Source organism: Microcoleus sp. PH2017_08_TRC_O_A, from assembly GCF_020738665.1.
In the GTDB taxonomy this organism is placed as follows: Bacteria; Cyanobacteriota; Cyanobacteriia; order Cyanobacteriales; family Microcoleaceae; genus Microcoleus.
This window is the reverse complement of record NZ_JAEQCE010000064.1, coordinates 1-23,143: the sequence shown is the minus strand read 5'-3', so window position 1 is coordinate 23,143 and position 23,143 is coordinate 1. Positions and strand designations below refer to the sequence as shown.

Below are 23,143 nucleotides of genomic sequence, written 5' to 3'. Positions count from 1 at the left end.
CAACTAAAAAATAATCAATGACAAGACATAGCTTTCTAGTAAAATATCGCAGAAGTGGCGCTGGCGGAACAGGTACTGATGACTTTCGGACAACTTGCAGTTGCATTCCCCGCGTAGCAGATTTTCTTGACATCAAAAGCAGAAGTTACACTCCGAGCCCCGAAGATGTGACAGACAGAGCAGGTTACACAAGAAGCTATATCAAAGCAGACGGAAGCACGGGGGAAGTAACAGTTCCAGCAAGTAAAGCGGTTTACCTAGCTTTTGGCCGTCCTAACGCAAGAAAGGTTTCTTTAACCACTGGCTTGAAAACAACTAAGGGAAATAAACGAAAATTATCTTTTACGTTTCCCTCATTTTTGACAGTTGCCGAAATAGCTGATGTTTTGGGCGAACTGATTCCCGCTACCAAAATTGCAACTACTGCAACGGTAGGGGCTGGAGAAATTGAGCCTTTTTTCTCAATTAAAGGCGGAAGGACTTATCCTATTGCCTCTGCAACTGTTGCAGCAGCCTCAGCAAATCCAGATGTTGCTACCACAGAAACCGAACAAGCAACTACTGCAACTACAACAAAAAGCAAGAAGAAAAAACCTAAAACTACACCCTAACTAACAAGTATTTGTATGGCGGTACGGCGATATGTACGTACCGCCCGAGCAATTGGAATGATACAAAGACGATTTCAAAGGGGTCGAGGAATTTCTAATTGATTAGTAAATGAGTCTTGACAACCAGTCTAATTGGGAAGTTATTTACAGCGGTACGCATTCTGCTGCGGTAGGGCTAGAACAAGGTATTGGCAGAATTTTGATTCCGGGATCTTTTTCTCAGCACATCATTAGGGCTTATGCCAGTTCTTCGGTGGCAAAGCCCCGCTGGTGGCTGGGAGGAACTTTAACTCAAGTATTGAATAATGGTAGTGCTCAGGTTGACTTTGAAGGGTCACGCTGGCAAGTGCCTCTAAATAGAACTACGCTAATTTCACTTCCTGAACTCACTGGGGAATATCGGATCAAGTTTGAGCCTGCGCCGTGGCACAAGCAAATTCAGTTAACCCTTGAAATTTACAATAGCCCATGAATTTTACTTCTACTTTACTAACGATTGATTTGGCTGTAGTAAGCTGCATTCTTGGGTTGATGGTCTTAGTCTGGAAGTCTCTAACGGAAATCCAAAAAGGGGCGGTTGCTGTTGCTAAGCATCAGACAGAAATAGAGAAAACTCTAGAATTTCACGAAAAAAGACTGGATAGTGTTGAGCAGTGGATTGCAGGAAATTCTGGATTGAGAGAGCGTTAAGAATGCCAAGAATTACTGCCAGAGCTTTACTCGCAGTTCCAGATCCAACTTTAATAGAGTTGGTTGATGCGATAGCTAAATTGTCCGAGGACAAAGGTTATTTGCAGGGAAAACAGGGATTTACAGAGACGATCGGCGAAACAGACTATTTGATTGGTGCACTGCGCGATCGCATTATAGAAATTCAAAGCAAATGACACCACACAAGCTGATTTTTACAATGCAGTTAAAACCTGCCACTGAGCTTTTGGACGGGAACTTGCAACTGATTTATCCCGACGGCGAGCCGATCGACTATTTGGCAACTTCTGGCTGCGCGGGCTGGCAACAGCCTGGGGACGAATGGGAACGTGGCAAGGGGCCGATACCGCAAGGATTCGATTATGAAATTCCTACAACGCCTTATTGGTCGGACACCCGCGGCATAGAGGGGCTGTTTTTCCACATCACCCCCGATCCGGTTGTCTCTCCCGGCGGGCGAACTCGATCGGAGTTCGGAATCCATTTCGATGCCAACGTTCCCGGCTCTGCTGGGTGCATTGTGCTGAGAAATTTTTCAGGATGGAAAAGATTTTGCGAGCGAATGGAGTTGCTGGCGCGATCGGGCGTTGAACAGATTCCGTTGAAGGTGGTTTACTCGTAAGTCATTACTGGGGATTCATCTTAACGGGTACTCGGACAAGGGGGATTTGTAGCGGCAAGGAGAAATCTGGTTTTTGAGTGTATTTCGGGCTGCGACACCGAATGTTTTCAGTATGTTTATTTGTACCTAGTTAGTTAAGTTCAGTCGATCGGCATTTAATCGTGTTTCGCAAATCTGATATAAGATCGAGCTAAATTTCTCGTGTGAGAGTAGAGGCATTTGTGAGCCAACAAGATATCTTAAATTTAGCAAAAGAAGGCGATGCCAGGGCGATCGCATTTCTGATCGGCCAAGCACTCCAAACCTTCGGCGTCACGGCTAAAGGCAGCTTGGAAAATAAAACCCTGCACCTCCTGCTGGAAGCAGAACAATTGCCCGCAGAAGAAGCCTGTCTCCGAGTCGCAATCAAAGGGTTGCAGCGACTGCAACCAAATAACATTTACGGATTAACAGTGTACGGGCGGCGCGAAGGCGAGCAATTGCCCGCTTGGACTCAGACGGTAGAATTAAAACAACGCTCCTCTTGTGCACCGGCAACCGCAGCCGCATCAGTGAGTGTAGCCACACCCGTAACCGTAACCGCACCAGTGAGTGTAGCCCCTGTCAAAATTCCTGTAGCTGTCGCCAGTGTACCCACTGCCCCAATTCCTGTAATTTTGCCCAAAATAGAAACACCTCAAAATATCACAACCCCACCCATTCAAATACCAGAAAAATCCCCCCGCAAATCCTATAGAATCCCAACTCCCAAAACCACAAACCAACGCCAACAAAAGCCATCACAGCCGCCAGATACAATCCCAACTCCCAAAGCCACAAACCAACGCCAACAACAGCCATCACCGCTACCAGATTTAGCCCGTCGTAAAACTAAAAAATCTTGGCTGTCAGTCGGTACTCTCAGCCTGATTTTCGTACCGATAGCAGGCTTTGTACTCGGTTCTCAATTCAATAAATCCTCAAGCACCGCTACAATTAACCATGTCATCTCAAAGCCTGCGGTACAAAAAGTAGGCGCGGCAAAGCCATCCCGCAAGGAATCTATCCCAGCGTCAGCATCCGCCGCCAAACCCGCATCGCAATCACCATCCCAGGCAGCAAAAATACCTGCAAATTTGCCCGCAACTGTCAGCATCAAAGCAGTTGGCGACATGATCCCCGGCACCAATTTCCCCTACAATAAACTCCCGGAAAATAAGGAGCGTTTATTTGAATCGGTAAAATCCTACCTACAAGGAGCCGATATTCTGTTTGGCAATTTTGAAAGCACGATGACCGATTATCCTTACAGTTCCAAAGGAGGCGGCGGAGGAATGCTGTTTGCCTTTCGGACGCCTCCGAGTTATGCCAAAATCTTCAAAGATGTTGGTTTTGACATCTTGAATATTGCCAACAATCACTCCTACGATTTTAACGAGCAGGGATTTAAGGACACGATCAAAAACATCGACAGCAACGGCATGAAGGCTGTTGGCAAAAGAGATCAAATTGTTTATCAAAATGTCAAGGGCGTCAATGTTGCTTTTATCGGTTTCAGCAACTACGGCGAAGTTCACAATTCCTTGCTGGAACTGAAAGCGGGGGCAGAAGTTGTCAAAAAAGCGAGGCAAAAGGCTGATATTGTAGTCATCTCAGTTCATGCTGGAGCTGAAGGAACCGGAGCTCAGAATGTGAACAATAGAAATGAGTTCTTTTACGGAGAAAACCGGGGAAATATGGTGTTGTTTTCGCGGACGATGATTGATGCGGGAGCAGATTTGATTTTGGGACACGGCCCCCACGTTACAAGAGCTTTGGAACTTTACAAAGGGAAATTGATCGCGTATTCCCTGGGCAATTTCATGGGTTATCGCACTTTGTCCACAGCCGGAGCACTGGGTCAATCTCTGATTTTGGATGTAAAAATGACTCCAAAAGGGGATTTTGTTTCTGGTAAGATTATCCCCATCGAACTTAGCAGCCAAGGTATTCCCTCAGTGGATGAAGATTTTCGGACTGTGGGGTTGATTCGCCGTTTGACAAAGAGCGATTTTCCTAATACTGGTTTGATGATTGATGACAAGGGACAAATTTTGAAGAAGAGTAAGTAATTATTGGGAATTGGGAATTGGGCATTGGCCAAACAGGTCATTGGGAATTAGTGAGTAGGGTGCGGATCCTTCACAAATTCCCAAAGAAGATAGACAATCTCATGGATCCGCACCACATAATATTCAGGTGCGGATCCTTCACAAATCTCTGCTGTTCTATCAAAAAATTCACAGCGACGCACCCTACAAAATGACTAATTACCAATCACCAATTACCAATTACTAATAACTAATAACTAATAACCAATAACCAATAACCAATAACTAATAACTACTCATAAACCATTGCTTTCAAAGCTTCTTTCATTTCCTGTGCTGTCGTCGTCGCCGTACCGAATTGACGCACGACAATGCTAGCGGCCAAATTGCCCAAAACTGCTGCTTCCCAACCCGATGCACCGACGCACAAAGCTAAAGTCATTGCTGCTACGACTGTATCTCCAGCACCAGTTACATCGAAGACATCAGTCTTGTTAAAAGGGGGAATATCCCAGCTTTGAATGGCAAATTCCCCGTTTTCACAAGTGGATGTTGGAGGGGGTGAATTTTTGATTGGTTCAACCTTCACCCTTTCAAACAAACTCATCCCTTCTTCGCCGCGAGTAATCAGGATTTTTTGAGCTTGAGTTAAGTTCAATAAATCGCGTCCTGCTTGCATTAAAGTTTCAGGGTTTTTGATAGCATATCCGACTGCTTGCTCGGCTTCCGGTAAGTTCGGAGTAAACAGCATCGCTCCAGAATATCGCTGCAAATTTGTTTGAGCGTCTACAATTGTTTTGCCGGGAACCACTGCCGATTCGATCGCCAAACGAGTCAAAACTCCGTCGCCGTAGTCGGAACAAACCACCGCATCGACTGTCGGAATTTGCTGCCGGATGTAGTCTGCTAATTGCAATTGCAAGTCTAAATCCGGCAACTCGTCAGATTTGCGATCGACTCGGACAATTTGTTGAGTCACCGACTGCCGCGCGTGCCCGGAAATGCGAGTTTTGGTAACGGTTGGACGCTGCGAATCGATTAAAATCCCAGCCGTATCAATTCCCGCCGCCTCAAAAATACCGCACAAAGCCTTTCCCTGGTCGTCTTTTCCTACCAAACCAGCAACTTTTACTTTGCCTCCCAGTTTGGCTAAATTGTAGACAGCATTTGCGCCACCTCCGGGTAATTGCCGAGTATTCTCGTAGCGCAAAATCAACACAGGTGCTTCGCGGGAAATTCGCTCTACTTGTCCGGTAAGAAACTCGTCCAAGGTCAAATCTCCGATCGCTAATACCTGGGCTCGATCGAAGCAGTCTAATCTTTTCAACAATTGCTCAGTTGAGGCACGCAGTTGAGGCAAAAAATCGGAATAGTCGTTAGTCATTAACCAAAAAAATGAGACTGAGGAGTTGATAGTTGAGCGTGGCACGAGCGGCAATTAAAAAATCTTAATAAAGATTAATAATTGATTTCCTCCCTGGTTTGATTTTTAACTTTTAATTGATTTTCCCACTGAGATTGTGAGAAATCGGTTGCAGGCGGTTGGCTATCGCGCGCGATCGACAAATTTAGCAAAAAAACTGCGGAGAGAAGGAACCCATTGAAATAAAGTGAGAAAGTTTCACCGTGTAGAAGTTTCCTTCTACATGAGTGTCTTCTGCACGAGTACCTGTAAAAGACCGCAGAATTATTTCGATTTCATCTGCTTGATGATCGTAATCACCTGAGTCATTTGTTTTTTGAGTGCATCAATTTCCGCTTGCATTTTCGCCATTTGCTTAGTCATCACCTGAATTTCGGCAGCACCGGCTCCAGAACTCGGTACAGCAGTGGCGGCGGCAGGGGCTTCTGGTACTGGTTTCTTTTTAGCCAGTACCATCGCCGATTTGATCGCCTCGGTTAGCTGCTTTTTCTCAAAAGGTTTAGCGATGAATGCAAAGAAATGCTTCTCGAAGGGTTTTGGAATTTTCTCCATCACCTCTTCTTCGCGCCCCGACATGATCACCAAAGGTATCTTGCAAAGCACCGGATGGGCTTGCACTTTTTGATACACTTCCCAACCACTGACTTTGGGCAGTAGGAAATCTAACATAATTAGATTCGGTCGGGCTTCACGGATCAGTTTGAGTCCTTCTTCGCCGTCTTTTGCTTCTAGAACTTCAAAGTTACCTTGAGGTAACATCTCTCGAACTCGAACGCGGATGACTTTACTGTCATCGATTACCAAGATTTTTTGACCAGCCACGACTGACTCCTTCAGTAATGAGTGTTGAGGGTCTCAGGGCCATTGAGAGCCACTGAGATTTTTTGAATAGATCGGAAACCAATTTCAAAGGCATTGTCAAGGTGCCTCGCTTTGGCTAAAAACAACTATCTTTCGATGCTGCAATCGCGCTTACGTTATCCTTTTCAAATGCTTTCTCGGTCTATCACTTTGGCCAGTTCGGTACGCTTCCCATCCTGCTGTTACTTGCTCTTTTTGTTTAACGCCCCAATGCGTTTACTAAGTGGCCGGAATTTCTCCGTACTAGGATAGTTCGTTACGCAGACAGATTTACTTACTTGCCTCTAGATTTTGACACTCTCCGACTATAGTGGAACGGAGATTCTTAAGAAACAGCCTGGCGATTGTTCTTAAAGGCGCTGTCAAATCGCCGCTACACGTTCAACCTCACTGACTTTCGCCACGATCGCCATGAGCATTACGTCTACTTTTTTGCTTTATGCTTTCGTTCGCACTTTTCAACACGAAGCCAGTTCGGTACGTTCCCCATCCTGCGTTGCTTGGCTGTGCTGCAAGTCTTTCCCAGTCTAAAATGCTGAGGGTGTCTTACTGCCTGGAATTTCACCGTTCTAGGAATGGTTCAGCAAGTTGATACGCCTACTTGTTTAGCACAATTCAATTCTAATCTAGAGTAATGGCAGCCTTCAAACGGCTGCTGCTGCGTTTCATCCCCGGCTTGAAAGACCGAGGTTTGCGCGTGATGCGCTATAGACTACATACCACGGGGACTAAAGTCCTCCGAGTCGCTTTCCTCTCAGGACTGAATGAAGTCTCTGAGTTTGCCGCTTCCCGTGTGGTCTTGTGATTTGCAATCTTTAGTATATCCCTAAGAGAATTCTACCTAGAATTCTGAACGAGTTTAGTTTAGCTGCAATTGATCCGGATTCTGATTTGGGGTCAGATTCCTACAAGTTGAGGGACTTTGATTTCGGATACGATCGCATATATTAACTCGATCGCTATGCAGATTTTATGTCGCCCCAAACTCCTCAAACTCCTACTGTCAAAGCAACTGCCGCTCAAATGCGGAGCGAAATCGAGGCGATGCCGGATTGGCTGCGACGGCCGATTGGCAAAGCTAGCGAACTTTCCGCAGTGCAGAAAATTATCAAACAGCGGCAAATTCACACGATTTGCGAGGAAGGCAGATGTCCCAACCGGGGCGAGTGTTACGCCCAAAAAACGGCGACTTTTTTGTTGATGGGGCCGACTTGCACCCGTGCTTGTGCTTTTTGTCAAGTAGATAAAGGTCATTCTCCGATGCCCCTCGATCCCGAGGAACCGCAAAAGGTGGCCCAGGCCGTGCAATTATTGGGTTTGCGCTATGCGGTGCTGACTTCGGTGGCGAGGGACGATTTGCCGGATGGAGGGGCGGGTTGGTTTGCGTTGACGATCGCCCAAATCCGGCACTTAAACCCCGATACTGAGGTTGAGGTACTAACGCCGGATTTTTGGGGAGGCATCGGTAGGGGCGGTGCCCCCGTGCCCGCCCCCGGGGAGAATTCCGGGCTTGATGAGTTGCAGCGGGAGCGGATTCGGACGGTGGTGGAGGCAAAACCGGCTTGTTACAACCACAATATTGAGACGGTGCGCCGATTGCAAGGGCCGGTGCGGAGGGGGGCTAAGTACGATCGCTCGATCGACCTTCTGCGTATCGTCAAGGAATTTGACCCAACTATTCCCACCAAATCCGGTTTGATGTTGGGGCACGGGGAAACCGAGACCGAGATTGTGGAAGCGATGGCCGACTTGCGGGATGCCAAGTGCGATCGGCTCACCCTCGGTCAATACATGAGACCATCTCTAGAACACCTCCCAGTCCGCAAATACTGGACGCCAGCCGAATTTGACCGTTTCGGGTCGATCGCCCGCGAGATGGGGTTTGAGCGAGTGCGATCGGGGCCCCTAGTCCGCAGTTCCTACCACGCCGGAGAGAGCCATTGAAATCAATCTGAATTCAACTCGGTATCAAGTCCTAGTTACAAAAAATAACACTCTTAGATTGTGTCATGTGCGACGCTCTCTGCTATTTGTGAATACAGTGACTTGTGAATTAGGAGCTTGAATTATGGCAGACATAGCAAAGAACCAATTAAAATCCGACTCCGTGATGAAAACGGGCAAATTCCCTTACACCTTTCGCGCAGCCTGGTTTTTGGGTCTGTTAGGTATCAATTTGCTGGTTGCAGCCTATTATTTCCATATCATTGAATAGTTCTGCAAGTTGACTTTTAGCAGACCCTGCTTTTGGGAACCTCAAAGTCGGAGAGGGGGAGAGAGGGAGAGGGGGAGATGGGGAGAGTGGGAGAGTGGGAGAGTGGGAGACTTTTTCCTTCTTACTACTTACCTTTTCTTTCTTGCTACTTACTTTTTCCTTCTTCCTTCTGAGTATTTCCCTCTTCCTTCTAAGTATTTCCCTCTTCCTTCTTCCTTCTTCCCTCTTCCTTCTTCCTTCTCTAAGGATTTCTCGACGCTTCTAACTTAGACAAGCGCTCTTGAATTTTGAGCACATCCTGCTTAGTTTCAATTGCCAAAGTTGCTAAATTGTCAAACATCGGGTCTCCCGAAAGCATTCTAGAATTTGTCCTGCCCGAACCTGGGCGGTTCGGAGACTGAGGCCGATTAACTCTAGAACCTTGAGACTGCAAGCTGTAGATTTGTCCGCGGAGTTCAGCAATTTGACTTTCTAATTGAGTAATCCGAAACTCTAATTGACTGGTCAATTGAGCCGGGGTAAAAATTGGCGAAATAGTAATTGCTAACGCGCAAACAAGACACAAAAAACCGATTTTTAGGGCGCGATGGCGAAGATTTTTCGGCATAGCTTTAATGATTTAAATCATAGCATTTATACTCTAACAAATCGCTGCTATTTTTGACCTCTATCAGAAGTATGTGTTATGCCAACTAGGAACGTAGTTATTTTCATGTTCGATGATGTCGAGGTACTGGACTTTGCCGGGCCTTTTGAAGTGTTTTCGGTGACATCAGAATTAAATAAGGATTCACGACCTTTTGCAGTCTCTACCGTAGCCGAAAATCCCGGTGCAGTAAGCGCCCGCAACGGTTTGAGCGTAAATCCCGATTGTACTTTTTCCGATTGTCCGCCACCCGATATTTTAATTGTACCGGGAGGACTAGGCACGAGAAAGTTAATCGATAATTCAGCCGTGATTAACTGGATAAAAGATTGTTCGCAAACAGCAGAATTAGTGCTTTCTGTCTGTACGGGTTCGCTGCTGTTGGCAAAAGCTGGCTTGTTGGAAGGTTTGGCCGCAACTACACACCATGGGGCATTGGATTTGTTGAGAGAATTAGCTCCGAATACAACTGTTGTTGAAAATCAGCGATTTGTCGATAACGGCAAAATCATTACATCTGGGGGAATTGCTGCGGGAATTGATATGTCTTTGCACGTTGTCGGCAAGCTTTTGGGAACAGCGCAAGCCGCACAAACAGCAGATCATATGGAATATACAATTAATAATTGATAATTGGGAATGGAGTATAAAAATTAGGTACGTTGTTGGGCTTTAGCCCTCTTTATATATACGTCGAAAGAGGGCTAAAGCCCAACAACGTACCTTTGTGTGTAGTTGGGCTTGAGCCTCCTTTATATATACGTCGAAAGAGGGCTAAAGCCCAACAACGTACCTTTGTGTGTAGTTGGGATGCGAACCCTCTTAATTTGACACTAATAGCTGTGTCCCTAGCTCATTAAGAATCTTCGCCCCAAACTCGAAGCTGAACATAAACTAATATCAAAGCTATCGCCATCAGAAAAGTTGCTGCTGCGGCTGCATAGCCAAAATCGAATTGGGAAAAAGCTTGCTCGTAAATATAATAAACTAGCAAATTAGTAGAGTTCAAAGGGCCGCCGCCGGTGATGACATAGACTTGCTCGAAACTGCGTAGAGTAAAAATAGCTGTAGTAATGGTAGCAAATACTAAAGTCGGCCGCAAACCGGGTAAAGTGATGTGCCAAAATTGCTGCCAACCATTAGCTCCATCCAATTCTGCTGCTTCGTAACGATTTACCGGAATTGCTTGCAATCCTGCTAAAAATACTACCATATTAAAGCCTAATTGTTTCCAAACAGTGAGCAGAATTATGACTGGCATTGCCCAAACTGTGCTGCTGAGCCAAGGAATTGGATTTAAGCCGATCGCCCTTAGCATATCATTCACCGGGCCTTCGGTCTGAAACAACCACCGCCAACCCAAGCCAACAGCCACTAGAGAGGTAATCGAAGGGATAAAATAAGCAGTGCGGAGAGCTCCTCGCCAAGCAAACGAGCGATTTAGCAAAACTGCCAAACCCAACGGAATTATTAAACTAGGAATGACTGTCGCGGTTGTAAAATAGATCGTGTTTTGGAGAACTTGCCAAAAATCCGGATTTGTGAGCAGGCGCGAGTAGTTATTGGCGCCAATCAAACGCACTCCCGACTGGGTAAAGCTGCCTCTGGTAAAGCTAAGGTAGAATAAATAGGCGATCGGCCCAATCAAAAAAGTACCCAGAAACAGTAAAGCCGGGGCCAGAAATGTCCAAGCTGCGATCGACTCATTGTCCAACCAGTTAAAACGCCCAGATTTTATCGGAACCATTGGCTTGTAAATTTTAGCTTTTAGTTTTAAATGGTATCACAATATAGGTCAATGTCAAAATGAAATTGCTCGATATATTAGCAAATATACCCACTATAGAAACTGAAAGGCTCCTGCTCCGAAAAATCACTTTAAATGATGCCAGCGATATGTTTGAGTATGCTTCCAACCCGGAAGTCTCCGAATACACAATGTGGTCAACCCACACCTCCATCGAAGACACTAAATACTTTCTTAAGTCTCTGACAAAAATGTACAAAAGAAAAGAGCTTGTAGATTGGGGAATTGTCCACAAAGCCGAGAAAAAGTTTATCGGGACTTGCGGATATGTGGAATGGAGCATGACGCACAGCCGCGCGGAAATTGGCTATGCACTTTCTGCGAGATATTGGAGAGAAGGATACATGAGCGAGGCTGTCAATGCAATTATTGAATTTGGCTTTCGGGAGATGTTGCTAAATCGAATTGTGGGTAGATGTGAAGTTAACAATATTGCTTCGGCGAGGGTGATGGAAAAAGTGGGGATGCAGTTGGAAGGGATTTTGCGACAGCAGCTATTTGTCAAGGGCAGATATTGGGATCTGAAAATTTATTCGCTTCTGAGGGAAGAGTTTTTTAATGGTATTGTTGTAGAATCTGATTGAATGTTTTTCAGGCTATTTAAACAGTTGACAGTTGACAGTTGACAGTTGATAACAATTTTTTATGAGGCTGCTCCCAAATCCGATCCCCCCCTAACCCCCCTTAATAAGGGGGGGGACAAGATTTTTCTCAAAGTCCCCCTTCTTAAGGGGGATTTAGGGGGATCCGATTCTATGCAACTTCACATTAAATTGGTATGACAGTTAACCAACAACCAACAACCAACAACCAACAACCAATAACCAATAACCAATAACCAATAACCAATAACCAATAACTTATGACGGTTAACCCAGTATCTACTAATTCCACTGCCAGCCTGATTTCTCCTGAGATTGGCTTTCCGGCGATCGATCCGACTCATCCACCGTTAAAACTAGGAGTTTTAGCCTCTGGTAGCGGTAGCAACTTCGAGGTAATTGCCGAAGCCATCCAACAGGGACAACTCAACGCTAAAATCCCAGTGTTAATTTACAACAATCCCGAAGCTAAAGCTGTCGCCAGAGCGGAAAAATACGGCATTCCCTCGATTTTGCTCAATCACCGCGATTGCAAAAGCCGCGAAGAATTAGATACAAAAATTGTTAAAACTTTTCAATCCCATGATGTAGAATGGGTGGTGATGGCGGGTTGGATGCGAATTGTTACCAAAGTTTTGCTTGATGCTTTTGCAGACAAAGTTATTAACATTCACCCCAGTTTGCTGCCGAGTTTCCCAGGCATTCGCGCCGTCGAGCAAGCACTCGCCGCCAAGGTTAAAATAACGGGATGTACGGTGCACCTCGCCCATTTGGAAGTAGACAGCGGGCCGATTTTAATGCAGGCTGCGGTGCCGGTATTGCCTGATGATACGCCAGAAACGCTGCACGCGAGAATTCAGGTGCAAGAGCATAAAATTATGTTAGGCGCGATCGCACTTATTGCCGATCGACCTCCTGTTTAATGTCTGAATCTTGGCAGCAGACAATTATACCAAATTTCGCCACCGAGAGCAACCACCGAGGTTATGATTGTCCGTAATGTCGATCGCACTTTTCCGCAAATTGCGCGGTTATCATCGAAAACATTGTGACTAAAAACCCTACCAGTGCCGCATCTTCCCCAGAATTGCCTGTCAGCGACTCGCCCGAAACTGGCCCGCCGCTGACTGATTCTAATAGCCTGAAATTAATTCTCAAAGAAAGACTCAAAAAGAACATCGGCATCAAGGGAGAATTTTATCTACCTTGTTTGCCATCAATGCTAGACGACTATCTAAAATTACTCTCAGACTTCTTAAAAGTTCTCGGACAAAACCTCGACGCTGCCCAAACCGAAAATTTGCGAACATTAATCGCTAACGCCTTAACAGAAGGATTCAAAAATTCTCCCCACGCTAATCTCATCGTCTCATACTTTCCCGCCAATCCCCAAACTGGCTTAGGCGGCGGGATTACTCTGAATACCAAGATTCAAGTCGAATCGATGGCCCAGAAATATCATACCTGGCCGGATATTCGCCCCGAACCTTTATTTGGCAGCCATCCCGATGCTAAAGTCATGGCAATTGTCGCCGAATTAGGGGAAGCGGGTAAAGCAGCTATTTTAGATGTCGGTGCGGGCCCAGGGCGCAATAGTCTGCCTTTAGCTAGGTTAGGACATTCCGTGGATGCGATCGAGCTAACGCCGATATTTGCCGAAAAACTCTCAGCAGCAGCCACCGCCGAAAACTTGCCGATTCATGTCATCCAAGGCGACGTTTTAGATCCTTTATTGAGGATGAAAACCTATCGGTACAAATTAGCGATTGCTACCGAAGTTCTCTCGCACTTCCGCTATCCCGAACAAATCCGCTTATTTCTCGGCAAAATGTCCGATGCTGTGTTAAGCGGCGGATTTATCCTATTCAGCACTTTCTTAGCTGTCGAGGGCTATGAACCAGATGAGATGGCAAAACAAATGTCAGAATTGTGTTGGTCTTATTTAATTACCAGACAAGAATTGGAAGCAGCTATCGAGGGTTTACCGTTAGAAATTATTGCCGATGAATCGGTGATTGAATACGAACAAAAACATTTGCCTGATTCTGCGTGGCCGCCGACGCCTTGGTTTGTCAGTTGGGCGAGTGGGCGCGATTTATTTCCCGTGCAAGAAACGCCGCCCATCGAGTTGCGGTGGATACTGGTTAAACGCTTGTAGAGTGTGTTGTAATATCATGTCATCTCGCACAAACACAATCAAAAACGTTCGTAGTGAGGACTTTAGTCCGCATCAAATGAGAGAGGACTAAAGTCCTCACTACGAACCAATTTTACCTAACAGTAAAAATCTACTATTAAACCTCCGAAGCCCGCAATTGTCCGCAGGCGGCATCTGCTTCTAAACCACGAGAATATCGCACGCTAACTGCAATTTTCTTTTCCTTCAAAACTGTAACAAAATTGTTAATTCGATTGGGAGTTGGCCGCTGATATTCAGCTTCCTGAATCGGATTGTAAGGTATCAAATTGACGTGACACTGAAAGCCGCGCAACTGACTTGCTAACTCGGCGGCGTGTTCCGGTAAATCATTCACATTAGCTAAGAGTACGTATTCAAAGCTTAATCTACGTCCAGTCGATCGCACATATTCGCGGCATTCTGCCATTAACTCACCCAAAGGATAAGGGTGGGCGCTGGGAATCAACTCTTCGCGCAGTCTTTGATTGGAGGCGTGGAGGCTGACGGCGAGGGTAACTTGCAGTTGATGTTCAGCTAGTTGGGTGATGCGATTGCGGATTCCGACTGTGGAAATGGTGATGTTTCGCTGTCCAATTCCTACGTCTTGATTCAAACACTTGACAGCAGCTACGACATTATCGAAATTTAGCAGGGGTTCGCCCATCCCCATAAATACGATGTGGCTGACTCGGCGGCCGAAATCTTGCTGTACTGTCAAGACTTGATCGACGATTTCGTGTTTTTCTAAGTTGCGCTTGAAACCGCCTTTTCCCGTAGCGCAAAAGTCGCAGCCCATCGCACAGCCAACTTGGGCTGAGACGCACACTGTCAGCCGTTTTTCGGTGGGAATGCCGACGGTTTCAATGATTTGACCGTCTGCTAATTTTAGGAGATACTTTACGGTGGAGTCTGGTGCGACCGATCGCAAATGAATAGTCGATCGCCCGATCGGAATTTTAGCAACAGTCTCGCGCCATTGTTTCGAGAATACAGAAATGTCAGAGATCGATCGCGCCCCTTTCTCATAAATCCACTGATACAACTGTTTCCCGCGATAAGCCGGTTGTCCCTGCTGCTGTACCCACTCCGTTAACTCAGCCAAATTCGCGCCCAACAACGGCGGAATTTTACCAGACTCAACAGCCAAAGCATCAGTCTTGCGAGACTGATTCGCATCCCTGGAATTACCAGAAGAGTACACCTGAGAAACGGAAGTAGGAGACATAGGTCATCAGAAAATTTAAAACCACCCTCTATATTAAAACTTTTCGACCAAAGCTGCCACCTATCGGTGACGAAATTGGCGAAAATAGACTTGGTAAATTTTTTGTGGCACTTAACTTGATGAGGATGACAACTGCTTGCGTAGCTTTCCGCATGGCATCTCTATATACCTATATATTGCATAGGCTAATATCAAGGAAATCAGCATACTTATCGCTCCTTGCAAAACCACATAAACTTGAGGTAAATAAAGATAAACAGCCTTAATTACAGTATGGTGTACTAAATAAAGCGAGTATGAAAGCAAACCGATAAACCGCATCCAATTCCAATTGAGAATTTGAAATACTCCCCAATCGGGAAAACGGATAGCAGCCATAAAAAGACCATGTAGTGCAATACCTTGAATAGTGTAACGCACTGTACTTTCAAATTCACTAGAATCACATATAAACGATAAAATAATTACAGTAATTCCGGCTGGTAGTACGAAATACTTCCACAGTCTATCAGAGCCATAGGGAGCATCTAATACTGGGTTGCCATTGACCGCTAATGCACAGCCAAACAATATACTATCTATTCTCGTATCTGATAAAAAAATGATGCTATTTTCATCTGCTCCCCTGCCAAACACTAGAACACATCTCCAAATTAGAATAGCTAAGCAAATCCCCCAAATAATTAACATTTGCCTTTGGGGACTCACACGCATTTTGAGTAAACTTATGTAGAGAAAAGGGAAAAGACAGTAGAAGTGTTCCTCCACCGCCAGAGACCAATATACCTGAGTACCAGGAGCTACTCCGGAACCACCAAAAAAAGTTACATAATAGTTATAATAATGGAGAGCCTGGCTTAAAAAAGCTGGTAGTTGTATTTCTCCTTCAAGTACACCTATCCAGGTCAAGATAGATGCTAGGAATAAAATTACATAAAACCCAGGCAAAATTCGCAGAATACGTCGTAAATAAAAATGTTTTAAATTAATGAATTGGTTTTGTTCATATTCACGTCTCAGCAAAGTTGTGATCAAATATCCACTTAAAAAGAAAAACACTGTTACACCAAAGGCCCCAGGGAAAATATTCTCGCCCCCTGCATGAGATAAAAAGACAATGAAAAAAGCAATCGTCCTAATTCCGTCCAAGGAAGGAATGTAAAATTTGGATTTTACCATAATTTTTTCTAAAGAATATTATTTTTTTGATTAGTGCATACTAACACCCATAGTTTTTTTATGTCAAGCCCGACTGATGCTTACAGCCTATCCCCAGTTTATGAAGTGCAGTATGGAGGGCAGTGCCTTGTCCCAACGGGAATTGCTCGATAAGCGGGTGTACTTCCTAAACCTGCAACCTGCTGTATATTCCTGGAGGCATTGCAAGGTAATTCTGTGATTCTGAGTGTAGCCTTTGAGTCCGTCGTGTCACGTCAACAAGGTTGCAATAACAGAAATCTCGACAACAAAGTTAATTTTCGGCGAAATTCCCCAAATATTGCGTGTAAATGACCGCAGTCACCTAAAATAAACTCTGTAGTTTGTGAAAGGGTATGCAAATTTGACAGCTTTCCACCAAAAATAATTCAACTTTCATGGTGCTAAATATTCTTGCGCTGCCTTTAGGTTTTCAATTCACATCCCCGGGCCCGATTATCTTTCAACTCGGCCCCGTAGCCGTTCGTTGGTACGGGCTGTTGATAGCTTCTGCCGTTTTGATTGGGGTCAGTCTGTCCCAATATTTGGCCGAAAAACGCCGCGTTAACCCGGAATTGCTGGGCGATTTAGCAATTTGGCTGGTTCTGGGCGCTATTCCTTGCGCTAGAATTTATTACGTGGCTTTTGAGTGGCAGCAATACGCCCAGAGACCTGAAGATATTATTGCGATTTGGAAAGGCGGAATTGCCATTCACGGCGCAATTTTGGGCGGCACGATCGCAGCTTTGATTTTTGCGAAAATCCAGCGAGTTTCTTTTTGGCAATTGGCCGATTTGATCGCACCTTCGGCAATTCTTGGTCAGGCGATCGGACGTTGGGGAAATTTCTTTAATTCCGAAGCTTTTGGCAGTCCTACGGATTTGCCCTGGAAACTCTATATTCCGGCAAACAGTCGCCCGATCGCCTATGCTAATTTTGAATACTTCCATCCCACTTTTCTCTACGAATCTCTGTGGAATTTGACAGTATTTGGGTTGCTGCTGACTTTGTTTTTCCGCGATTTGCAGGGCAAAATTAGGTTAAAAACAGGTGCTTTGTTTTTGGTTTACATCGCAGCTTACAGTTGCGGTAGAGTCTGGATTGAAGGGTTGCGAACTGATAGTTTGATGTTCGGGCCGCTGCGGACGGCGCAGATGGTAAGTTTGACTGGGATTGTGTTAGGTTTTGGCGGGTTGGCTTGGCTTTATTTGCTCGATCGACCTTTGCCAGATGTTGTATCAGCCACGGGCGATCGCACAAAGGTTGCTCCCAAATCCCCAGAGGATCAATAAAAAACCCCAGAGACGTTAGTCTCTAGGGTTCAAAACCAGGGTGCATCTACCATCCCTTACTTCCAACCAAAATAGGTGCATCCGGAAACGCCAGTAAATTTCGCAAATTTTTTATCAGCAATGAGTTTGACAGAGATTCAATCCCTAATTCCAGGCGTATACATTGTAGGTGCAGGCCCCGGAGACCCGGATTTGTTGACTGTTAGGGCTCAAAAATTGCTGGCCCAGGCCGATGTCATATTATTTGCCGATTCCCTAGTTCCAAAGCAAATTTTAGAGGGGGTGCGCGCGGATGCTGAAGTTATCCAAACGGCAGATAAGACTCTCGAAGAGATTGTACCTTTGATGGTGGATCGAGTGCGAGCCGGCAAAAGCGTCGTCCGACTGCATTCGGGCGATCCCTGTCTCTACGGCGCAGTCGGCGAACAAATGCACGCTTTGGCTGAAGCGGGAATTGCTTTTGAGGTAATTCCGGGAATTAGCGCTTTCCAACTTGCGGCGGCTAAACTTAAAATTGAGTTGACAGTTCCCGGAGTTGTGCAGACAATTATTTTGACCAGAATTAGCGGCAGAACTGAAGTACCAGAACGTGAAGAATTAGCTAGTTTAGCGGCTCATCAAGCGAGTTTGTGTCTGTATTTGAGCGCGCGCCATGTCGAACAAGCTCAAGCTAAGTTGATGGAATATTACCCGTCTGATTTGCCTGTGGCGATTTGTTATCGGTTGGGCTGGCCTGATGAGAAGATTGTGCTGGTTCCTCTTGACAAAATGGCGATCGCCACTCGCGAACATAATTTGATCAGAACGACGATGTATGTGATTAGTCCGGCTTTGGGAAAAGAGGCCCAAGGGCGATCGCGCTTGTATCATCCAGAGCACGATCGGCTATTTCGTCAGTAGTTATTGGTTATTTGTTATTGGTTATTTGTTATTGGTTATTTGTTATTGGTTATTTGTTATTGGTTGGTTCCTATTCCCTATACCCAATGCCCTATACCCAATGCCCAATGCCCGGCGCGGGCCTTCTTCCCAATAACCAATGCCCCATTCCCAATGCCCAATGCCCCATTCCCAATGCCCAATGCCCTATTCCCTATTCCCTATTCCCCATTACCAATGAAAGATTTAACTCGCAGACAATTTATCACTGTCACCGCATTAACCGCCGGATTTGCATTAGCAGTTCATCCTATTTCTTTGGCAACTATTACCACAGATGCAACGAATTTAGTTGCAGGTGAAGTTAAAATCCCCGTGAAAGACGGGCAGATTCCAGCATACAGGGCAATGCCGGCCAGCGGTAGCAATTTTCCAGTCATTTTAGTGATTCAAGAAATCTTCGGGGTTCACGCGCACATCCAAGATATTTGCCGCCGTTTTGCTAAATTAGGTTATTTGGCGATCGCCCCAGAGATGTTTGCCCGTCAAGGTGATGTTTCTAAAATCACCGACATTCAAGAAATTGTCAGTAAAGTTGTCTCGAAAGTTCCCGACGCTCAAGTCATGTCCGATTTAGATGCTACCGTCGATTGGGCGCAAAAGTCAGCCAAGGGCAATATTGATAAGTTAGGGATTACCGGATTTTGCTGGGGTGGCAGAATTGTGTGGCTGTACGCCGCCCACAACCCGAAAGTCAAAGCTGGCGTGGCTTGGTACGGGCGTTTGGCTAGCGATTCTACGCCTTTGACTCCCAAAGGGCCGATCGACCTTGCAGCAACTTTGAAAGTGCCAGTATTGGGGCTTTACGGTGGCAAAGATGACTTAATTCCCAACGATACAGTCGAGAAAATGCAACAACTTCTCAAAACTGGTACCAGCGGTTCCGAAATTGTGCTTTATCCAGATACACCCCACGGTTTTAACGCCGACTATCGCCCCACTTATCGGGAAAAAGAAGCCAATGATGCTTGGAAAAAGCTGCAAGATTGGTTTAAAAAGCACGGAGTTGTTTGAGAGTTTTGAGCAAGGGAGTCGCCAGTGGACAGTTAAAAATATCGTCACTGGTAACTCGACCCAAAATCAAGCAATTTCTTGTTGCAATCCCTCACTCGATTTAGATTTCATGCTGAATAGAACAACACCAACTACTAGAATTAAAACAACAATTGTTCTCCAGTGAATCAAAAAAGGCAAACCCGCTGCTAAAAATATCCGTCTCGGAAAAAAGAGCAGAAAAACTAAGGCAATACTGCCGAGCAAAGCTTTGCGGTTATTGCTGCAATACAGCCACAGCGAAGTCAGAATCGGGAACAAACCTACATAATCGTAAACGTGAGTATATCCCAGAAAGGTGAAGGATATACCCATCAGCAGAGCCAACACATCTTCGCGATTAATTCTATTGCGAAACACCCACAGCACAACCGCTAAAATTACTGCCACAATCTTGATAGCCGGTACCTTCAAGCCTAAAGAAGCGAAAAGACTTTCCATACCAACTTTATCTTGAAACCCCGGTTGATTGAAAGGCAAAGAACTATAGCTGTCTAGAATTCCTTGATGCCATGCTGCCAGCATCCCAACTGGCCCGCCGTACAGCACCAATGGGTAAGCGCTCATAATTATAACCGTTGCCAAGGCTACAGCTAATATTTTCCAGTTCCGTTCTAGCAAAAACCAAATACCCAGCAATAAGCATAGTTGCGGCTTAAAACTGGCTATACCCAAACAGATACCTGCCAATACAAATTTTTGCCGTTGGCTGAAGAACCAAGCAGCCATTGTCCCGGCAAAAGCCATCAAAGAAGTTTGACCCATCCACACAACGTGGGCAGTGAATGGGTTGCCGATAATCATCGCAGCCATCACCAAACTGCCGAGTTGATTTTGACTGTTATTTTGATGTTGGTTGATGGTGCGAACTGTCATCGCAATAATAGCTGCGATTGACAGCAAGTTGAGTAATAGCCAAACGAATTTGGCAACAGGGTAATCGAAAAGACCGACAAACATAAACAATGCGGCTGATTGAGGAGGATAAAAGAAAGCCGCATCTTGAAGCGTGTCAATTTCTTTTATTGTCGCTACACTCTGAGTCAGCATATCGTGGTTGTAGGGATTTAAACCCTTCAGCCAAGCACGCCCAGCAGCGTAAAGTACAGAACCGTCAGCATTTAGCTGGCCATCTCTGCCAATCCCTATTATGCCGAAACAAATTAGAGATAATATACTGACTGCTACAAGACCTAAACCAAAGTTCCGTTTAAACGATTCTGTCATCGAATTATCTCCGGTTTTGTTAACTAATTGAGTGACTGCGTTTAGATTCTAAGATTAATAGCTAAAGTCTTAACATAGTATATAGTTGGTTGTCAAAACATCGGAAAAACTCAATTTAAGTTAATAAAAATAAATATTGTGGCAAGCAGAAAATTTGGTTGTGAAAAAACTAATATTGGCAATCTCAAGATTCTCCGTGTGGCGCATCGCCCTTAAGACAGTTGGGTTTGTGGACGGGACATTGGTAAACTGGGCGGTGTAGAATTATCGATCGACAGGTAAGCCCGTGCTAGACGAACAAGCTAAAAAGACCCTCCTCCGCAAAATCCCTCACGGATTGTACATTTGCGGTGTCAAAGACGGGGAAGAAGTCAACGGTTTCACCGCTAGCTGGGTGATGCAATCTTCCTTTACCCCTCCCTTAGTCGTCAACTGCGTCAAGCAAGACTCCAAATCCCACGCCATGATCAAAGCTAGCGGTGTGTTTGCTTTGAGTTTCCTGGAAGCTGGACAAAAAGAGTTAGCCCAGAAATTCTTCAAGCAGCAGCGCCGCGTTGGCAATAAATTTGAGGATGTAGAATTTTATCTAGGCGCCGAAACCGGTTGTCCGATTATTTCGGATACTCTGGGTTACATTGAGTGCAATGTTGTTGGTGCTGTGGAACACGGAGATCACACGGTTTATGTCGGTGAAGTTATCGGTGCCGGTGTTCATCGCGAGGGCGATCCGTTGCTATTAGAAACGACGGGCTGGAATTACGGCGGTTAACAACTTGGCAATTGGCAATTGGCAATTGGCAATTGGCAATTGTCAGTTGTCAGTTGTCAGTTGACAGTGGTTAATTGTTAGGCGATTGACAATAGATAAAAAATCGCCGACAATTTTGTCAGAATTTTCTAATGTTAAAATTGGCACGTGGACGAAAATACATTTAGCGGGAAGTTGAGCATTGCGAATATGTTTTAAAACTGCGTAATAGAGAGCTTCACAAACATATTTTCCGGCTTCGTAACTGATTTCTGTGGTGCATAAATCAGCGACTAGCGGTTCGAGATTGACTTTTGTTTTCAGAATGTCTGTATCGCAGCAAGCGCAAGATTCTACGGTTAATTTTTCCCGGCTTTCGGCCATGCCGCAGCAGATAATGGTTTCGGGTTGGATTTGGTTGATTTGGGCGATCGCCAAATTCGGCGCTTCCTGAAAATCTACGGGCAGTTTTCTCAAAAAAGTTAGCGAATCAGGCAAAGATTGAATTTGGGAAATTTTGGCTAATAAATCGTCGGAAGAGTTGGATTTCTGATGGGGAAGCCAAGTATCAAATGATGTTAATAAAAATTTTGTTGTCATAAATGATTGGGAATTGGGAATTGGGAATTGGGAATTGGGAATTGGGAATTGGGAATTGGCAGCAACATATAACCAATAACCAATAACTAATAACAACTGACTAATGACTGATTGTATGCAATAATAGCGATATTGATAATATAAGGCAAGTAAGTCAATGTCTGTCATCGCAGTAGTGGACTATGACATGGGCAATCTGCACTCTGTCTGTAAAGGCTTGGAAAATGTGGGTGCAGTGCCAAAAATTACGGATTCTCCTGCTATCATCGAGCAGGCTGATGCGGTGGTTTTGCCGGGAGTGGGTTCCTTCGATCCGGCAATGCAGAATTTACGATCGCGCAATTTGATAGAACCGATAAAAAGTGCGATCGCCTCGGGAAAACCTTTTTTAGGCATTTGTTTGGGTTTGCAAATCCTGTTTGAAAGTTCGGAGGAAGGCGTAGAACCAGGCTTGGGCGTTATTTCGGGCAAAGTCCGCAGGTTTCAGTCGGAACCGGGGCTGACAATTCCGCACATGGGATGGAATCAATTAGAATTTGCTCAGCCGAATCAACCGCTGTGGGAAGGTTTACCCTCCGATCCTTGGGTTTATTTCGTGCATTCTTATTATGTCGATCCGGTTGATTTGAAAGTGCGATCGGCTATGGTGACTCACGGAAGTCAAAATGTGACGGCGGCGATCGCTAAAGATAATCTGATGGCGGTGCAGTTTCACCCGGAAAAGTCTTCGAGTACGGGATTGCATATGCTGTCAAATTTTGTCAGTCTGGTGAGAACAAAAGTTGCTGCTTAGGTAATAGATATCTTGCAAAATGTCTATTAAATCCAGGTACGTAGTTGCGCTTTAGCGCTCTTTTGGGGATATCGGAAAGAGCGCTAAATCCCAAATTACGGACTTCTTAACACAGTCAAAAATATGTTGACTATCAAACGTCGGAAAGAGCGCTGAAGCGCAACTACATACCTCATACCTCATACCTCAATTAATTTTAATATTTGCGGAAAGAGCGCTGAAGCGCAACTACATACCTCATACCTCAATTAATTTTAATATTTGCGGAAAGAGCGCTGAAGCGCAACTACATACCTCATACCTCAATTAATTTTAATATTTGC

Annotated in this window: 25 protein-coding genes; 17 read left to right on the top strand and 8 right to left on the bottom strand. The window is 45.1% G+C overall.

The genetic code is table 11. The annotated features are described in order from the left end of the window. The first annotated feature begins 17 nt into the window (after positions 1-17). From JGK22_RS21300 to JGK22_RS21275, 6 genes are all read left to right on the top strand, one after another. Positions 18-611, top strand: a complete 594-nt coding sequence (locus JGK22_RS21300; protein ID WP_293185061.1) for a hypothetical protein — start codon at positions 18-20, stop codon at positions 609-611. 109 nt (positions 612-720) lie between these two features. Then, entirely contained in the window at positions 721-1,083 is a 363-nt protein-coding gene (locus JGK22_RS21295) for a hypothetical protein (protein ID WP_293185059.1), read from the top strand. Next, positions 1,080-1,301, top strand: coding sequence for a hypothetical protein (locus JGK22_RS21290; protein WP_293185057.1), 222 nt, complete (start codon positions 1,080-1,082; stop codon positions 1,299-1,301). The genes JGK22_RS21295 and JGK22_RS21290 overlap by 4 nt, the downstream gene beginning before the upstream one ends. A gap of 2 nt (positions 1,302-1,303) precedes the next feature. Then, positions 1,304-1,498 (top strand): hypothetical protein, encoded by a 195-nt coding sequence (locus tag JGK22_RS21285; RefSeq protein ID WP_293185055.1) that lies wholly within the window; start codon positions 1,304-1,306, stop codon positions 1,496-1,498. Beyond that, positions 1,495-1,944: a hypothetical protein gene (locus JGK22_RS21280; RefSeq protein ID WP_293313591.1), complete on the top strand. Its 450-nt coding sequence runs from the start codon at positions 1,495-1,497 to the stop codon at positions 1,942-1,944. Before JGK22_RS21285 ends, JGK22_RS21280 begins: the two co-directional genes overlap by 4 nt. 221 nt (positions 1,945-2,165) lie before the next feature. Further along, on the top strand, positions 2,166-4,034 hold the full coding sequence (locus tag JGK22_RS21275) for a CapA family protein (protein ID WP_293205051.1): 1,869 nt from the start codon (positions 2,166-2,168) through the stop codon (positions 4,032-4,034). Positions 4,035-4,305: 271 nt separating this feature from the next. On the opposite strand, the gene JGK22_RS21270 is transcribed toward JGK22_RS21275, so the two are convergent. Beyond that, a complete protein-coding gene (locus JGK22_RS21270) occupies positions 4,306-5,397 on the bottom strand; it encodes a PfkB family carbohydrate kinase (protein WP_293185051.1) in 1,092 nt (363 codons plus the stop codon). 303 nt (positions 5,398-5,700) lie between these two features. After that, positions 5,701-6,258: a response regulator gene (locus JGK22_RS21265; RefSeq protein WP_293185050.1), complete on the bottom strand. Its 558-nt coding sequence runs from the start codon at positions 6,256-6,258 to the stop codon at positions 5,701-5,703. 1,011 nt (positions 6,259-7,269) lie between these two features. On the opposite strand from JGK22_RS21265, the gene JGK22_RS21260 reads away from it, so the two are divergent. Next, positions 7,270-8,241, top strand: coding sequence for a lipoyl synthase (locus tag JGK22_RS21260; RefSeq protein WP_293185049.1), 972 nt, complete (start codon positions 7,270-7,272; stop codon positions 8,239-8,241). A gap of 124 nt (positions 8,242-8,365) precedes the next feature. Next, entirely contained in the window at positions 8,366-8,512 is a 147-nt protein-coding gene (gene psaX, locus JGK22_RS21255; RefSeq protein ID WP_293185047.1) for a photosystem I protein PsaX, read from the top strand. Between the two features lie 241 nt (positions 8,513-8,753). Here the strand turns inward: psaX and JGK22_RS21250 are convergent, their stop codons facing one another. Beyond that, positions 8,754-9,119: a hypothetical protein gene (locus JGK22_RS21250; protein WP_293281773.1), complete on the bottom strand. Its 366-nt coding sequence runs from the start codon at positions 9,117-9,119 to the stop codon at positions 8,754-8,756. A gap of 78 nt (positions 9,120-9,197) precedes the next feature. Here JGK22_RS21250 and JGK22_RS21245 point away from each other — a divergent pair, with 78 nt between their 5' ends. Then, a complete protein-coding gene (locus JGK22_RS21245) occupies positions 9,198-9,788 on the top strand; it encodes a DJ-1/PfpI family protein (protein ID WP_293185044.1) in 591 nt (196 codons plus the stop codon). 226 nt (positions 9,789-10,014) lie between these two features. Here JGK22_RS21245 and JGK22_RS21240 read toward each other — a convergent pair whose 3' ends face one another. Further along, positions 10,015-10,905 carry a sugar ABC transporter permease gene (locus JGK22_RS21240; RefSeq protein WP_293185043.1) on the bottom strand — a complete coding sequence of 297 codons (891 nt, stop codon included), beginning with the start codon at positions 10,903-10,905 and terminating at the stop codon, positions 10,015-10,017. A 59-nt stretch (positions 10,906-10,964) separates the two neighbouring features. Here JGK22_RS21240 and JGK22_RS21235 point away from each other — a divergent pair, with 59 nt between their 5' ends. The 3 genes from JGK22_RS21235 to JGK22_RS21225 all read left to right on the top strand — a co-directional run bounded on the left by JGK22_RS21235 (position 10,965) and on the right by JGK22_RS21225 (position 13,725). Next, entirely contained in the window at positions 10,965-11,549 is a 585-nt protein-coding gene (locus tag JGK22_RS21235) for a GNAT family protein (protein WP_293185041.1), read from the top strand. A gap of 278 nt (positions 11,550-11,827) precedes the next feature. Beyond that, positions 11,828-12,490 carry a phosphoribosylglycinamide formyltransferase gene (gene purN, locus JGK22_RS21230; RefSeq protein ID WP_293313588.1) on the top strand — a complete coding sequence of 221 codons (663 nt, stop codon included), beginning with the start codon at positions 11,828-11,830 and terminating at the stop codon, positions 12,488-12,490. A gap of 125 nt (positions 12,491-12,615) precedes the next feature. Next, positions 12,616-13,725 carry a class I SAM-dependent methyltransferase gene (locus tag JGK22_RS21225; RefSeq protein ID WP_293313585.1) on the top strand — a complete coding sequence of 370 codons (1,110 nt, stop codon included), beginning with the start codon at positions 12,616-12,618 and terminating at the stop codon, positions 13,723-13,725. Positions 13,726-13,861: 136 nt separating this feature from the next. On the opposite strand, the gene rlmN is transcribed toward JGK22_RS21225, so the two are convergent. Both rlmN and JGK22_RS21215 read right to left on the bottom strand, forming a co-directional pair. Then, positions 13,862-14,971: a 23S rRNA (adenine(2503)-C(2))-methyltransferase RlmN gene (gene rlmN / locus JGK22_RS21220; protein WP_293185035.1), complete on the bottom strand. Its 1,110-nt coding sequence runs from the start codon at positions 14,969-14,971 to the stop codon at positions 13,862-13,864. A gap of 111 nt (positions 14,972-15,082) precedes the next feature. After that, a complete protein-coding gene (locus JGK22_RS21215) occupies positions 15,083-16,150 on the bottom strand; it encodes an acyltransferase (RefSeq protein WP_293185034.1) in 1,068 nt (355 codons plus the stop codon). Between the two features lie 416 nt (positions 16,151-16,566). Here JGK22_RS21215 and lgt point away from each other — a divergent pair, with 416 nt between their 5' ends. From lgt to JGK22_RS21200, 3 genes are all read left to right on the top strand, one after another. Next, positions 16,567-17,460: a prolipoprotein diacylglyceryl transferase gene (lgt, locus tag JGK22_RS21210; RefSeq protein WP_293185033.1), complete on the top strand. Its 894-nt coding sequence runs from the start codon at positions 16,567-16,569 to the stop codon at positions 17,458-17,460. A gap of 120 nt (positions 17,461-17,580) precedes the next feature. Further along, on the top strand, positions 17,581-18,360 hold the full coding sequence (cobM, locus tag JGK22_RS21205) for a precorrin-4 C(11)-methyltransferase (protein ID WP_293313582.1): 780 nt from the start codon (positions 17,581-17,583) through the stop codon (positions 18,358-18,360). A gap of 216 nt (positions 18,361-18,576) precedes the next feature. Beyond that, positions 18,577-19,413, top strand: coding sequence for a dienelactone hydrolase family protein (locus JGK22_RS21200; protein WP_293196723.1), 837 nt, complete (start codon positions 18,577-18,579; stop codon positions 19,411-19,413). 66 nt (positions 19,414-19,479) lie between these two features. On the opposite strand, the gene JGK22_RS21195 is transcribed toward JGK22_RS21200, so the two are convergent. Continuing rightward, the gene (locus JGK22_RS21195) at positions 19,480-20,679 is read right to left on the bottom strand and encodes a glycosyltransferase family 87 protein (protein WP_293185030.1); all 1,200 of its coding nucleotides are present in this window, start codon (positions 20,677-20,679) and stop codon (positions 19,480-19,482) included. Between the two features lie 286 nt (positions 20,680-20,965). On the opposite strand from JGK22_RS21195, the gene JGK22_RS21190 reads away from it, so the two are divergent. Next, complete coding sequence (locus JGK22_RS21190) at positions 20,966-21,448, top strand: flavin reductase family protein (RefSeq protein WP_293149208.1); 483 nt, start codon at positions 20,966-20,968, stop codon at positions 21,446-21,448. A 42-nt stretch (positions 21,449-21,490) separates the two neighbouring features. Here JGK22_RS21190 and JGK22_RS21185 read toward each other — a convergent pair whose 3' ends face one another. Then, on the bottom strand, positions 21,491-22,027 hold the full coding sequence (locus JGK22_RS21185; protein ID WP_293185029.1) for a peptidase C15: 537 nt from the start codon (positions 22,025-22,027) through the stop codon (positions 21,491-21,493). A gap of 157 nt (positions 22,028-22,184) precedes the next feature. Here JGK22_RS21185 and hisH point away from each other — a divergent pair, with 157 nt between their 5' ends. Further along, entirely contained in the window at positions 22,185-22,820 is a 636-nt protein-coding gene (hisH, locus tag JGK22_RS21180; RefSeq protein ID WP_293185028.1) for an imidazole glycerol phosphate synthase subunit HisH, read from the top strand. Positions 22,821-23,143: the final 323 nt, after the last annotated feature.

Bases quoted from the DNA above. Each gene is read 5' to 3' on its own strand.
- JGK22_RS21185 (WP_293185029.1), bottom strand. From the start codon at position 22,027: ATGACAACAAAATTTTTATTAACATCATTTGATACTTGGCTTCCCCAT.
- JGK22_RS21235 (WP_293185041.1), top strand. From the start codon at position 10,965: ATGAAATTGCTCGATATATTAGCAAATATACCCACTATAGAAACTGAA.
- JGK22_RS21195 (WP_293185030.1), bottom strand. From the start codon at position 20,679: ATGACAGAATCGTTTAAACGGAACTTTGGTTTAGGTCTTGTAGCAGTC.
- JGK22_RS21260 (WP_293185049.1), top strand. From the start codon at position 7,270: ATGTCGCCCCAAACTCCTCAAACTCCTACTGTCAAAGCAACTGCCGCT.
- JGK22_RS21295 (WP_293185059.1), top strand. From the start codon at position 721: ATGAGTCTTGACAACCAGTCTAATTGGGAAGTTATTTACAGCGGTACG.
- purN (WP_293313588.1), top strand. From the start codon at position 11,828: ATGACGGTTAACCCAGTATCTACTAATTCCACTGCCAGCCTGATTTCT.
- JGK22_RS21215 (WP_293185034.1), bottom strand. From the start codon at position 16,150: ATGGTAAAATCCAAATTTTACATTCCTTCCTTGGACGGAATTAGGACG.
- JGK22_RS21300 (WP_293185061.1), top strand. From the start codon at position 18: ATGACAAGACATAGCTTTCTAGTAAAATATCGCAGAAGTGGCGCTGGC.
- JGK22_RS21200 (WP_293196723.1), top strand. From the start codon at position 18,577: ATGAAAGATTTAACTCGCAGACAATTTATCACTGTCACCGCATTAACC.
- rlmN (WP_293185035.1), bottom strand. From the start codon at position 14,971: ATGTCTCCTACTTCCGTTTCTCAGGTGTACTCTTCTGGTAATTCCAGG.
- hisH (WP_293185028.1), top strand. From the start codon at position 22,185: ATGTCTGTCATCGCAGTAGTGGACTATGACATGGGCAATCTGCACTCT.
- JGK22_RS21245 (WP_293185044.1), top strand. From the start codon at position 9,198: ATGCCAACTAGGAACGTAGTTATTTTCATGTTCGATGATGTCGAGGTA.
- cobM (WP_293313582.1), top strand. From the start codon at position 17,581: ATGAGTTTGACAGAGATTCAATCCCTAATTCCAGGCGTATACATTGTA.
- JGK22_RS21290 (WP_293185057.1), top strand. From the start codon at position 1,080: ATGAATTTTACTTCTACTTTACTAACGATTGATTTGGCTGTAGTAAGC.
- psaX (WP_293185047.1), top strand. From the start codon at position 8,366: ATGGCAGACATAGCAAAGAACCAATTAAAATCCGACTCCGTGATGAAA.
- JGK22_RS21270 (WP_293185051.1), bottom strand. From the start codon at position 5,397: ATGACTAACGACTATTCCGATTTTTTGCCTCAACTGCGTGCCTCAACT.
- JGK22_RS21240 (WP_293185043.1), bottom strand. From the start codon at position 10,905: ATGGTTCCGATAAAATCTGGGCGTTTTAACTGGTTGGACAATGAGTCG.
- JGK22_RS21250 (WP_293281773.1), bottom strand. From the start codon at position 9,119: ATGCCGAAAAATCTTCGCCATCGCGCCCTAAAAATCGGTTTTTTGTGT.
- JGK22_RS21280 (WP_293313591.1), top strand. From the start codon at position 1,495: ATGACACCACACAAGCTGATTTTTACAATGCAGTTAAAACCTGCCACT.
- lgt (WP_293185033.1), top strand. From the start codon at position 16,567: ATGGTGCTAAATATTCTTGCGCTGCCTTTAGGTTTTCAATTCACATCC.
- JGK22_RS21285 (WP_293185055.1), top strand. From the start codon at position 1,304: ATGCCAAGAATTACTGCCAGAGCTTTACTCGCAGTTCCAGATCCAACT.